The sequence below is a fragment of the Pseudomonas sp. UBA5706 genome, assembly GCF_002419965.1.
GTDB lineage: Bacteria > Pseudomonadota > Gammaproteobacteria > Pseudomonadales > Pseudomonadaceae > Aquipseudomonas.
The window spans coordinates 98,276-111,267 of sequence record NZ_DIHC01000016.1 but is presented as its reverse complement, the minus strand read 5'-3'; the positions used below and the strand labels follow the sequence as shown (position 1 = coordinate 111,267).

Genomic DNA, 12,992 nt, shown 5'->3' with positions numbered 1-12,992 from the left:
CCCATGACCCCACCCCCTCCCCTGGCCCGGCGCCGCGCAGATGATTGCCAATGAGGTGCTCATGACGACGGTAACCCGGTCATGACCGTACAGCGCAGCTGGAACATCAGCACCCGCACGCAAATCCTGAGCTTGGGCCCGGCCTTGCTGCTAACCCTGCTGCTGATCAGTTTTTTTACCGTAGTACGCATCCAGGACCTGCGTCAGGAGCTGACTCACACCGGCCAATTGATCGCTAATCAGCTGGCTCCGGCTTGCGAGTACGGGGTGATCGTTAGCAACGTCGAACTGCTGGAAAGCCTGATGAAGGCCACGATAAGCACGCCTCACGTGCGCTTTCTGGAGGTCCAGGACAGCGCCGGCAACGTGCTGATACACGTCGAGCAAGGCGCCGAACACGTCGCGTCGCGGCAGATGGAGGTGTTTCAGGCGCCGATACGCCTGCAACAGGCCAAACGCGACAGCAGCCCCCTGAATGACGTCAACGACCTCGCCACCGTGCCGGTCGAGGACTATCTCGGGCGCGTGCTGGTGGGTATGTCCAGTGACGCTTTTAACCTGCGCGAACAGGAGATCCTGTTCAAGGCAGGCGTCCTCGCCCTGTTCGCCCTGCTTTTTACCTACATTCTGGCGCGGCGTCTGTCGTTGAGCCTCTCGCAGCCGATCAGGGCGATGAGCGACGCGGTCAAGGCCATCCAGCACGGCGATTACTCAGCGCCCCTGCCTGTGGCTGACGATGCGGAGTTGGGCGATCTGGCACGGCACATCAACAACCTGGCGCTGGGCCTTGAGAAGGCCAGTCGCGAACAGAAAAAGGCCATAGCCGAGTTGATCAGGACTCGTGAAGAAGCCGAGCGTGCCAACAGCGCTAAATCCGAGTTCCTGGCGATGATGAGCCATGAATTGCGTACGCCCATGAATGGCGTGCTGGGCATGTTGCAATTGATGGAAACCACGAAGATGACCGAGGAACAGGCCGAATACGCGGCCCTGGCCACCGAGTCCACGGAACATCTTTTGCGGGTGATCAACGACATTCTCGATTTCTCCCGCTTCGAGCGCGATGCCCTGGAGCTTGAGAATATTGCGTTCGGTTTGGCCGACCTGATCGCCACCTCGGTCCAGGCATTCGCCCACAGCGCCCAACAGCGTGGGCTGGCCCTGGAGCTTGAGTTGCAACCGGGGCTGGAGCGAGTACGCGTCAAAGGCGACCCTACACGGATCAGGCAGATTCTGGTGAATCTGATCGGCAATGCCCTGAAATTCACCGAGTTCGGCAGCGTGCGGGTGGAAACGGCCTGGGCGCAGCGCGACGCCCAGCATATCCTCTTTACCTGCGCGGTCCGGGATACGGGCATCGGCATTTCCGCGCAACTGCTCGAAGCGATGTTCGACGCCTTCCAGCAGGCCGATAACTCCATCTCCAGACGCTACGGCGGCACCGGCCTTGGCCTGCCGATCGCCAGAAACCTTGCTGAGCGCATGGGCGGCTCGCTGCGAGCGCAGAGCAGCGAAGGGATTGGCTCGGTGTTCACGCTGCAGATCCCCTTGCAGCGTGTGCAACAGGACCCTCCCTTGCCACTGCCCGGCGTGACCGGCGACCTGCCTTCGGGACGCGACGGCTGCGTGCTACTGGTCGAGGACAACGCGGTCAATCGCACAGTGGTCGAGGCCATGCTACGCAGTCTGGGCTTGCAGGTGAGCGTCGCAGGCGACGGCGCGCAGGCGGTAAAGATGGCCAGTCGGGAAAAATTCGCCCTGATCCTTATGGATTGTCGACTCCCGGTGATGGACGGCTACGAAGCGACACGCAGGATTCGCGAGCTACCCGGCCTTGGCTCCCTGCCCATCATCGCCCTGACCGCAAATGCGCGATACGGCGACCGGGACGTCTGTATCCAGGCGGGAATGAACGATTACTTGGCCAAGCCTTTCAAACGTACTGATTTACAGCAGGTTTTACAGCGCTGGCTGACCATTAAGGCATCTGCGACTGGCGATTAATGATAAATTGCGGCAGTCTTGTGTGCCGTGATCGACCCGCACCCGCGCGCGGACGGAAAATTTCAGTGCACAGGTGTACATTCATTACGCCCGTGCTGTGACTTTCACTACAACGCAATAGTCTATGAGTAGGCTGCCAGCTGGGTATCGCTCCGCTGGCGAGATTGGGGTAAGTACTGCCACACCCTGCCGCACAGGATTATCGAGGAGCTCGCATGACCAAACAAAACGCCTTTACCCGGGAAGACCTGCTGCGCTGCAGTCGCGGCGAGCTGTTCGGCCCAGGTAACGCGCAACTGCCCGCCCCTAACATGCTGATGATCGATCGGGTTACCCACATCAGCGAAGAAGGCGGCAAGTACGGCAAAGGTGAATTGGTCGCCGAACTGGATATCTCTCCGGACCTGTGGTTCTTCGGCTGTCACTTCGAAGGCGACCCGGTGATGCCGGGCTGCCTGGGCCTGGATGCCATGTGGCAACTGGTCGGCTTCTTCCTGGGCTGGCAAGGCCTGCCGGGCCGTGGCCGTGCGCTGGGGTCGGGCGAAGTCAAATTCTTTGGGCAGGTCTTGCCGACCGCCAAAAAAGTGACCTACAACATTCAAATCAAGCGCGTCCTCAAGGGCAAGCTGAACCTGGCCATCGCCGACGGTTCGGTGACCGTGGACGGTCGCGAAATCTACACCGCCGAAGGCCTCCGGGTCGGCGTATTCACCTCCACTGACAATTTCTAAGGGTACTCGCATGCGCCGCGTCGTTATCACTGGTCTGGGCATTGTTTCCTGCTTGGGCAATGACAAAGACACCGTCTCTGCCAACCTGCGTGCAAACCGCCCTGGCATCCGTTTCAATCCGGAATATGCCGAAATGGGTCTGCGCAGCCAGGTTTCCGGCTCGATCGACCTCAACCTCGAAGCGCTGATCGACCGCAAGATCTATCGTTTCGTCGGACACGCCGCAGCTTACGCCTATCTGGCGATGCAGGAAGCGGTGAAGGACTCGGGCCTGACCGAAGACCAGGTTTCCAATCCGCGTACCGGTTTGATCGCAGGCTCCGGCGGCGCGTCGACCCTGAACCAGATGGAAGCGCTGGACATCCTGCGCGAAAAAGGCGTCAAGCGCGTAGGTCCATACCGTGTGACCCGTACCATGAGCAGCACCGTTTCAGCCTGCCTTGCGACGCCGTTCAAGATCAAGGGCCTGAACTACTCCATCGCCTCTGCCTGCGCCACCAGTGCTCACTGCATCGGTACTGCCATGGAACAGATCCAGATGGGCAAGCAGGACATCGTGTTCGCAGGTGGCGGCGAAGAAGAACATTGGAGCCAGTCGTTCCTGTTCGACGCCATGGGCGCACTGTCTAGCAAGCGCAACGACACCCCGGAAAAGGCCTCACGCGCATACGACGCAGACCGTGACGGCTTCGTGATCGCCGGTGGCGGCGGCATGGTCGTGGTCGAGGAACTGGAACACGCTCTGGCACGCGGCGCCAAAATCTACGCCGAGCTGGTTGGCTACGGCGCCACTTCCGATGGCTATGACATGGTCGCACCCAGCGGCGAAGGCGCTATTCGCTGCATGCAGCAGGCGCTGTCTACCGTCGATGGCAAGATCGACTACCTCAACACCCACGGCACTTCGACTCCGGTCGGCGACGTCGCTGAGATGAAAGGTGTGCGTGAAGTGTTTGGCGACAACGCGCCGGCCATCAGCTCTACCAAGAGCCTGTCAGGTCACTCCCTGGGCGCCGCTGGCGTACACGAAGCGATTTACTGCATGCTGATGATGGAAGGCAACTTCATGGCGGGCTCGGCCAACATCGACGAAATGGACCCAGAGGTTGCTGACATGCCAATCCTGACCAAGACTCGCGAGAACGCCGAGATCAATCTGGTCATGAGCAACAGCTTCGGTTTTGGTGGCACCAACGCCACGCTGGTGATGAAGCGCTGGACCGGTCAGTAATCCGGCCTGTTGCAAGATGAAAAAGGCGCCTCTTCAGGCGCCTTTTTCATGCGTCACGAAGCGAGCAGTCTCGCTTCGGCCATCGGGTATTACTCAGCAAATACTTCGTCCAGCAAGTTATGCATTGCCGTGAACGCGCGCTTGGACACGGTCGGGTTATACATCTGCTTGCCCGGGTTATTGGCGTGTACGTCGGTGAATGAGTGGACTGCACCGCCATAGCTCAACAGTTGCCAATCGACGTTGGCCGCATCCATCTCTGCTTCAAACGCTGGCAGTTGCTCTTTGGGCACCAAGGGGTCGGACGCTCCGTGCAGCACCAGCACCTTGCCCTGAATATTCTTTGCACCGTCCGGGTTGGTGGTGTCCAGAGTGCCGTGGAACGATACTGCGGCCTTCAGCGGCGCACCGGTACGCGCCAGCTCAAGCGCACAACAACCTCCGAAGCAAAAACCGAAGGCCGCCAGGCGGCGTGTGTCCACCGCAGCGACGGACTGCCCGGTCAGTTGATCAAGCGCGGCCTTCATACGCTTGTTCAGCAAACCGCGGTCGTTTTTCAAAGGCATCATCGCCGCAGCTGCTTCTTCACCACTGCACGGGCGCACATCCTGGCCGTAGAGGTCCGCCAGCAGCACGACGTAGCCCTTGCCCGCAACCTGTCTGGCGATTTGCTCGGCATCCTCACTGATGCCCATCCAGTTCGGCGCCATCACCAGTCCTGGCGCGGCACTCGCGCCCTCACTGAACACCAGGCGACTCTCGTAGCGCTGGCCGTCGATCTGATACACCACTGATTGCACAGTAACGTTACTCATTGCTGACTCCTGCTTTGAGAATGAGGATGACCCAATGACAAAACCCGCCGAAGCGGGTTTTGACGTTCATCTGATGTTAAACCGAGAGCTCAACGAGCAACTTGTTCAAACGGCGTACGTAAGCGGCCGGATCTTTCAGGCTGTCGCCTGCGGCCAGCGCCGCCTGATCGAACAGGATATGCGACAACTCGCTGAAGCGATCTTCGCTCTGCTCATTGTCCAGCTTGCCGATCAGCGGATGAGTCGGGTTGAATTCGAAGATCGGCTTGGAATCCGGAACCTTCTGCCCACTGGCTTCCAGGATCTGACGCATCTGCAGGCCCAGATCCTGCTCGCCGATAGCCAGAATCGCTGGCGAATCGGTCAGGCGGTGAGAAACCCGAACTTCGCTGACCGCATCGCCCAGCGCCGCTTTCAGGCGCTCAATCAGGCCTTCTTTATCCTTGGCGACTTCTTCCTGCGCTTTCTTGTCCTCCTCGGAGTCCAGCTTGCCGAGATCGAGATCGCCACGGGCCACATCGACGAAGCCTTTGCTATCGAAGTCGCTCAGGTAGCTCATCAACCACTCGTCGATACGGTCGGTCAGCAACAGCACTTCGATGCCTTTCTTGCGGAACACTTCCAGGTGCGGGCTGTTCTTGACCTGCGCGTAGCTCTCGCCGGTGAGGTAGTAGATCTTGTCCTGGCCTTCTTTGGCGCGAGCCAGGTAGTCGGCCAGTGCGACGCTCTGCTCACCGCTGTCGTCGGAGGTCGACGCGAAGCGCAGCAGACCGGCGATCTTTTCCTTATTGGCAAAGTCTTCGGCCGGACCTTCTTTCATGACCTGGCCGAAGTTTTTCCAGAAGCCTTTGTATTGCTCCGGTTGGTTCTTCGCCAGCTTCTCCAGCATGTCCAGCACGCGCTTGGTCAACGCTGACTTCATCGAGTCGATGATCGGATCTTTCTGCAGAATCTCGCGGGAGACGTTCAGCGACAAATCGTTGGAGTCGACCACACCCTTGATGAAACGCAAGTAAAGCGGCAGGAATGACTCGGCCTGATCCATAACGAACACACGCTGTACGTACAGCTTCAAACCCCGTGGAGCTTCACGCTGATACAGATCGAACGGCGCACGTGCCGGCACATAAAGCAGCGAGTTGTATTCCAGCTTGCCTTCGACCTTGTTGTGGCTCCAGCTCAGCGGATTCTCGAAATCGTGGGCGATGTGCTTGTAGAACTCCTGGTATTCCTCATCCTTCACCTCGGTGCGTGGACGGGTCCACAGGGCACTGGCACGGTTGACGGTTTCCCATTCCTGCTCAGGCGCAGGCTCGCCTTCGACGGCGCTTTGCTCTTTTGGCAGCTCGATCGGCAGTGCAATGTGATCGGAGTATTTCTTGATGATATTACGCAGGCGATAACCGTCGGCGAACTCATTTTCCGCCGCCTTGAGGTGCAGGACGATACGTGTACCGCGCTCGGCCTTATCGATCGTCGCGACCTCGAAATCACCCTCACCCTTGGACGACCAGTGCACACCTTCGCTGGCAGGGGTGCCTGCACGGCGGCTATAGACATCGACCTTATCGGCAACGATGAACGCGGAATAGAAGCCCACACCAAACTGACCGATCAGGTGCGAATCCTTCTTCTGGTCTCCGGTCAGGTTCTTCATGAAATCCGCGGTACCAGACTTGGCGATGGTACCCAGATGGGTGATCACATCGTCGCGGTTCATGCCAATGCCGTTGTCCTCCAGGGAAACGGTTTGCGCATCCTTGTCAAAACTCACTCGAATCTTCAGCTCAGCGCCGCCTTCCAGCAACTCAGGCTTGGACAAGGCCTCGAAGCGAAGCTTGTCCACCGCGTCGGAGGCGTTGGAAATCAGCTCGCGTAGAAAGATCTCCTTGTTCGAGTACAGCGAATGGATCATGAGGTGCAGCAGTTGCTTCACCTCGGTCTGGAAGCCCAGGGTTTCCTTTTGAGTTTCCACACTCATGGTTATCAAACTCCAATCAGTCCACACAAAGAGGGGGAAGCCGTCCAGAACCCAGAGAAATGTGGGCTGGACGACGGGTTGTCATGAAGGTGGGGGCTGGGTTGGAGATTTCAAGAGGCGGCGGATGTGAAGCGCGCTCCCCTTCGATTGTTCATCGATAAATAGCGGACCCTGTCACAGCTACCATGAATCGCGCGGTAGCAAAAACGATTAATCAGCAAACGCGCGTGCGCCGCAAACAACAGTTAAAGCAGCCCTGTTTTTTATCCGCCGCAAATATGGAACTAACTTTATAACGGCGCGTTCGAAGGCTGGTAGATATTCAATAAGGAGAAACACCCCATGCGTAAGACTTTAGCCATTGCCCTCATGCTTTCTGCCACCCTGGGTCTCGCTGCCTGCGACAAGAAATCCGAAGATAAACAGCAAGATGCCAACAAGGCTGCACAGCAATCCCAAGAGTCGATGCAAAAGGCTCAAGACAAAGTGAACGACGCCGCCAAGGAAAGTCAGGAAGCTGCCCAGAAGAATGCCGAGGCTGCTCAAGAGCGCGCCAAAGAGGCCAACGAACAAGCGCCTGCACCAACTAAGCAGTAAGTTCCAAAGTTTCAAAGAAATAAAGCCCGCTTCGTGCGGGCTTTATTTTTTTTGGCATTAAGCTACTTGACTCGGCAACTCAAGGCACTCACCCACCCTTCTCTTACACCAGCGCTTCACGGGATTTGCTCAGCATGCGATCCACGACGAAGGCGCCAAACAGTGTAATCAACGATGGGATCAGCCATGCCAGCCCCTGCTCGCTGAGCGGCAAATGAGTCAGCGCATCAGGCAGGTACTCGGCCAGACCCGAGCCCTTGATCGCGTCGATCATGCCAAACAGCAGAGACACCAGCATCACAGGTGCCACCACTCGGCCTTGGGCGCGCCAGAAATTCCTGCAAAAGCTTAAGGCAACCAATGCGATGCAGGGCGGATAGATCGCCGTCAGTACCGGGATCGAGAACTGGATAAGTTTGGTCAGCCCGAGGTTCGACACGACCAGGGAGAAAGCTGCCAGCAGAATAACCAACGTCTTGTAGGACAGCGGCAGCAAGCGGCTGAAATACTCCGCGCAGGCACAGGTCAGTCCCACCGCAGTGACCAGGCATGCAAGCGAGATGAGCACGGCGAGGAAGCCACTGCCCAAGGAGCCAAAGGTATGCTGCACATAAGCATGTAATACAGCTGCGCCGTTGGTAGCGTTCGCTGCAACGGCGTGGCTTCCCGAGCCCAGGCGGAACAGGCTGAGGTAGACCAGCGCCAGACCAACACCTGCGATCAACCCGGCAATGATGGCATAGCGGGTGATCAGTTGGGGCGACTCGACGCCACGGGAGCGGATCGCGTTGACGATAACGATGCCGAACACCAATGCACCGAGTGTATCCATCGTCAGGTAACCGTTAATGAACCCTTGAGAGAACGGAGCGGCAACATAGGCAGGCTGCGCAGTGCCAACATCACCGGCAGGCAGTGCGAACGCGGCGATCCCCAAGACCGCCAGCGCGATGATCTTCAGCGGCGCAAGGAAGCGTCCTACGGTGTCCAGCAAACGCCCCGGATACAACGAGACCCAGAACACCAGCAGAAAGTAGACGAGGCTGTAGAGAAACAGCGCCAGCGGACTTTCACCGGTCAACGGCGCCAGACCCACCTCGAAGGAGACCGTGGCGGTACGCGGTGTGGCAAACAGCGGACCGACCGACAGATAGCACGCTGCGGCGAGTATAGTCCCGGCGACCTTGCCGATCGGGCTGCTCAGGGCATCCATGGCGCCGCCGACCTTGGCCAGCGCGACAACGGTCATCACAGGCAGACCTACCGCCGTCACCAGAAAGCCAAGCGCCGCCATCCACACATGCGGACCGGCCTGCAAGCCAACGATAGGAGGAAAGATGATATTGCCTGCGCCTACGAATAACGCGAACGTCATGAAACCCAGCGCCAGGATGTCCTGACCTTTCAACACTTTCATCAAAGAAACCACACTGCTGAATCGGAATTAGAAGAGGATTTCCCGGAGGGTCGAGGGAAATGCTGCCCGTCCTTTTAAGACAGGCCCGTTGGGCACCTCGGCTCCTTGTGGGGGCCGACCACGCAAAATGGCGGGTAGCCTACCTTATTTACCGCCCCAATACAGGGCGGTGCGACCGATGAACGCACGTTGAGGTCGCATTTCGGAAAAGTCCTACAACAGTGCACCCGTCGTAAGATAGCGAGCGCCGCAGTTGTGCTGGCGGCCTCTCCCACGTTCCCTACTGCGTGTAGCGATTAAGCATGCATCTGCCACGCCCTCTTCTACAGGTTACAAGGCATGCCCAAATTGTCGTACACGCACAAAAATCCCGGACGCCCCTTGAAAATTCCTGCCCTCCCAAAAACACAAAAGCCACCCGAAGGTGGCTTTTGTCGATCAGGCGGGGATCAGAGGGCGATTAAGCCTTCTTCACTTCCCAACCGGTCAGCTCTGCCAGGGCTTTGCCGATGTCTGCCAGCGAACGCACGGTTTTAACGCCTGCGTCCTGCAGCGCAGCGAACTTCTCGTCTGCAGTGCCTTTACCGCCGGAGATGATTGCGCCCGCATGGCCCATGCGCTTGCCCGGAGGAGCAGTCACACCGGCAATGTAGGAAACCACCGGCTTGGTCACGTGTGCCTTGATGTAGGCAGCCGCTTCTTCTTCAGCCGAACCGCCGATCTCACCGATCATGACGATCGCTTCGGTCTTCGGGTCTTCCTGGAACAACTTGAGGATGTCGATGAAGTTCGAGCCCGGGATCGGGTCACCGCCGATACCGACGCAGGTGGACTGACCGAAACCGGCGTCAGTGGTCTGCTTCACAGCTTCATAAGTCAGGGTGCCGGAACGCGACACGATACCGACTTTGCCTGGCAAGTGAATGTGACCTGGCATGATGCCGATCTTGCACTCGCCTGGAGTGATGACGCCTGGGCAGTTAGGGCCGATCAGGGTCACACCCAGTTCGTCGCACTTGACCTTGGCATCCAGCATGTCGAGGGTAGGAATACCTTCGGTGATGCAGATGATCAACTTAATGCCGCCGAACGCTGCTTCCAGGATCGAGTCCTTGCAAAAAGGAGCCGGGACGTAGATGACCGAAGCGGTAGCGCCGGTTTTTGCAACAGCTTCAGCAACGGTGTTGAACACTGGCAGGTTCAGGTGAGTGGTGCCACCTTTGCCTGGGGTCACGCCGCCAACCATTTTGGTGCCGTAGGCAATGGCTTGTTCGGAGTGGAAAGTACCTTGCGAGCCGGTGAAGCCCTGGCAGATAACTTTGGTGTCTTTATTGATCAGGACGCTCATTATTTGCCCTCCGCAGCTTTGACGACTTGTTGAGCAGCGTCGGTCAAGCTGGTAGCAGCGATGATATTCAAGCCGCTTTCTGCCAGTACTTTAGCGCCCAGGTCAGCGTTGTTGCCTTCAAGGCGGACAACGACCGGGATTTTCACGCCGACTTCTTTCACCGCGCCGATGATGCCTTCGGCAATCATGTCGCAACGAACGATGCCGCCGAAGATGTTGACCAGTACTGCAGCGACGTTGGTGTCGGACAGGATGATCTTGAAGGCTTCGGTCACGCGCTCTTTGGTAGCACCACCACCTACGTCGAGGAAGTTGGCTGGCTTGCCGCCGTGCAGGTTGACGATGTCCATGGTGCCCATGGCCAGGCCAGCACCGTTGACCATGCAGCCGATGTTGCCTTCCAGTGCCACGTAGTTCAGTTCGAACTTGGCAGCGTGGGCCTCACGTGCATCGTCTTGCGATGGGTCGTGGAAAGCCTTCAGCTTGGGCTGACGGTACATGGCGTTGGCATCGATGTTGATCTTCGCGTCCAGGCAGTGCAGATCGCCGTCAGCCTTGATCACCAGCGGGTTCACTTCCAGCAGCGCCAGGTCGTGGTCCTGGAACAGATTGGCCAGGCCAACGAAGATCTTGGCGAACTGAGCAACCTGCTTGCCTTCCAGACCCAGCTGGAAGGCCAGGTCGCGACCCTGGAATGGCTGTGCGCCAACCAGTGGATCGATAGTGGCTTTGAGAATCTTCTCAGGCGTGTCGTGAGCGATTTTCTCGATGTCCACGCCACCTTCGGTGGAAGCCATGAACACGATACGACGGCTCGAACGATCGACTACAGCGCCCAGGTACAGCTCTTTGGCGATGTCAGTGCAGGATTCAACCAGGATCTTGGTGACTGGCTGACCATTGGCATCAGTCTGGTAAGTGACCAGACGCTTACCCAACCACTGTTGAGCGAACGCAGCTGCGTCTTCTTTACTGCGAACCAGCTTTACGCCGCCCGCTTTACCGCGACCACCGGCATGAACCTGGGCTTTGACGACCCACTCGGTTCCGCCGATCTTGTCGCACGCTTCTGCTGCTGCTTCCGGGGTGTCTACTGCATAGCCTTTGGATACTGGCAGGCCGTACTCAGCGAACAGCTGCTTACCCTGATACTCGTGAAGATTCATGCTTATTACCGTCTTCGTTAGGTACTGCGCATTCGGTGCTGCTCGTCTAGGCGTGCCGCACCACCTGTGACCGCTTCTCCCGAAAAGTGCCGCGCCAGCACTTCAAGTGCCGGTGCGAAATCCGCCAGGAGTTCGAGTCCAACGGACCTTCCGCGGCAGGTCTTGGGAGCAAGACCCGCGACGGGCGGTCCGTCGTGGTTTTTTTCTTAGCGTTTTTTCTTGTTCTGGATGTGGATGGCGCCGCCATTCACAGCCAACGCTGCTTCGTGCAGGGCTTCGGACAGTGTCGGGTGAGAGAAGACCATCATGCCGATGTCTTCGGCACTGGTGCCGAACTCCATGCCGATTGCGCCCTGCTGAACGAGTTCCGCCGCGCCTGGACCAATGACGTGTACACCCAGCACACGGTCGGTCTTGGCATCAGCGATAACCTTGACGAAACCACCGGTGTCGTTGGCTGCCATTGCACGGCCACTGGCCGCGAACGGGAAGCTGCCGACGTTGATTTCGACGCCTTCGGCCTTCAAGGTCTGCTCGGTCTTGCCGACCCACGCGATTTCCGGGTGAGTGTAGATAACCGAAGGGATCAGGTCGTAGTTCATCTGGGTCTTGTGACCCTTGATGCGCTCGACCACCATGATGCCCTCTTCCGACGCCTTGTGCGCCAGCATCAGACCACGGACCACGTCGCCGATCGCGTAGACACCAGGCACACTGGTCTCGCACTGATCGTTGACGAAAATGAAGCCGCGCTCGTCGATATCGACACCACTGTCGGAGGCCAGCAGGTCAGTGGTCACTGGACGACGGCCTACCGCAACGATCAGGCGGTCGAACGTGATGTTCTGCTCACCGTCTTTGTCGGTGTAATTGACGACCACTTCGTTGCCGTTGACTTTCGAGCCGGTGACGCGAGCGCCCAGCTTGATGTCCAGACCCTGCTTGGTGAAGGTCTTCTGCGCTTCTTTGGAAACGGCTTCGTCAGCGGCTGGCAGGAACTTCTCCAGTGCTTCCAGAACGGTCACCTTGGAACCCAGGCGCGACCATACCGAACCCAGTTCCAGGCCGATCACACCGGCTCCGATCACGCCCAGACGCTCAGGCACGGACTGGAATTCCAGGGCGCCGGTGGAGTCGACGATGACGTTCTGATCGACCGGAGCCGGCGGGATGTCGATCGGACGCGAGCCGGAAGCCAGGATGATGTTGTCGGCCTCGATGACTTCGGTGGTGCCGTCAGGCTTGGTCAGCTCGACTTTCTTGCCGGCCAGCAGTTTGCCATGGCCTTGCAGGGAAGTTACACCATTGGCCTTGAACAGGCTGGCAACGCCACCGGTCAGGCCTTTGACGATCTGCGATTTGCGGCCAACCATGGCAGCTACGTCCATCTTCACATCGGAGATCGAAATACCGTGAACATTGAACTGGTTTTTGGCTTCGTAGAACTTCCAGGAGCTGTCCAGCAGTGCCTTGGACGGAATGCAACCTACGTTCAGGCACGTACCGCCGAGAGCCAGCTTGCCCTCTTTATCCTGGTACTTCTCGATGCAGGCAGTCTTGAGACCAAGTTGCGCAGCCTTGATGGCGGCAACATAACCGCCAGGGCCTGCGCCAATCACTACCACGTCGAATTTCTGGGACATAAAAAAGAGTTCCTCTTTAGCTGCGAGCTTCAAGCTGCAAGCTGCAAGCTGATCTGCGA

10 protein-coding genes are annotated in these 12,992 nt (G+C 58.2%); 4 read left to right on the top strand and 6 right to left on the bottom strand.

The window, feature by feature from the left end:
* Positions 1-81: 81 nt before the first annotated feature.
* The 3 genes from B3I26_RS08555 (at position 82) to fabB (ending at position 3,966) form a co-directional block, all read left to right on the top strand.
* Positions 82-2,004: a response regulator gene (locus B3I26_RS08555; RefSeq protein ID WP_296256990.1), complete on the top strand. Its 1,923-nt coding sequence runs from the start codon at positions 82-84 to the stop codon at positions 2,002-2,004.
* Between the two features lie 215 nt (positions 2,005-2,219).
* Complete coding sequence (gene fabA / locus B3I26_RS08550; protein ID WP_296256987.1) at positions 2,220-2,735, top strand: 3-hydroxyacyl-[acyl-carrier-protein] dehydratase FabA; 516 nt, start codon at positions 2,220-2,222, stop codon at positions 2,733-2,735.
* 10 nt (positions 2,736-2,745) lie between these two features.
* Positions 2,746-3,966 carry a beta-ketoacyl-ACP synthase I gene (fabB, locus tag B3I26_RS08545; protein WP_296256985.1) on the top strand — a complete coding sequence of 407 codons (1,221 nt, stop codon included), beginning with the start codon at positions 2,746-2,748 and terminating at the stop codon, positions 3,964-3,966.
* A gap of 89 nt (positions 3,967-4,055) precedes the next feature.
* On the opposite strand, the gene B3I26_RS08540 is transcribed toward fabB, so the two are convergent.
* Together B3I26_RS08540 and htpG are read right to left on the bottom strand one after the other, a co-directional pair.
* Complete coding sequence (locus B3I26_RS08540) at positions 4,056-4,781, bottom strand: dienelactone hydrolase family protein (protein ID WP_296256983.1); 726 nt, start codon at positions 4,779-4,781, stop codon at positions 4,056-4,058.
* Positions 4,782-4,857: 76 nt separating this feature from the next.
* Positions 4,858-6,762, bottom strand: a complete 1,905-nt coding sequence (htpG, locus tag B3I26_RS08535; protein ID WP_296256981.1) for a molecular chaperone HtpG — start codon at positions 6,760-6,762, stop codon at positions 4,858-4,860.
* Positions 6,763-7,104: 342 nt separating this feature from the next.
* Between htpG and B3I26_RS08530 the strand changes: the two genes are divergently transcribed.
* A complete protein-coding gene (locus B3I26_RS08530; protein ID WP_074753404.1) occupies positions 7,105-7,359 on the top strand; it encodes a hypothetical protein in 255 nt (84 codons plus the stop codon).
* A 103-nt stretch (positions 7,360-7,462) separates the two neighbouring features.
* Here the strand turns inward: B3I26_RS08530 and brnQ are convergent, their stop codons facing one another.
* The 4 genes from brnQ to lpdA all read right to left on the bottom strand — a co-directional run bounded on the left by brnQ (position 7,463) and on the right by lpdA (position 12,933).
* A complete protein-coding gene (gene brnQ / locus B3I26_RS08525; protein ID WP_296256979.1) occupies positions 7,463-8,776 on the bottom strand; it encodes a branched-chain amino acid transport system II carrier protein in 1,314 nt (437 codons plus the stop codon).
* A gap of 460 nt (positions 8,777-9,236) precedes the next feature.
* Positions 9,237-10,124 (bottom strand): succinate--CoA ligase subunit alpha, encoded by an 888-nt coding sequence (gene sucD / locus B3I26_RS08520; protein ID WP_133748682.1) that lies wholly within the window; start codon positions 10,122-10,124, stop codon positions 9,237-9,239.
* Positions 10,124-11,290, bottom strand: coding sequence for an ADP-forming succinate--CoA ligase subunit beta (gene sucC, locus B3I26_RS08515; RefSeq protein WP_296256972.1), 1,167 nt, complete (start codon positions 11,288-11,290; stop codon positions 10,124-10,126). Before sucC ends, sucD begins: the two co-directional genes overlap by 1 nt.
* A 206-nt stretch (positions 11,291-11,496) precedes the next feature.
* The gene (gene lpdA, locus B3I26_RS08510) at positions 11,497-12,933 is read right to left on the bottom strand and encodes a dihydrolipoyl dehydrogenase (RefSeq protein WP_296256971.1); all 1,437 of its coding nucleotides are present in this window, start codon (positions 12,931-12,933) and stop codon (positions 11,497-11,499) included.
* Between the last annotated feature and the right edge of the window lie 59 nt (positions 12,934-12,992).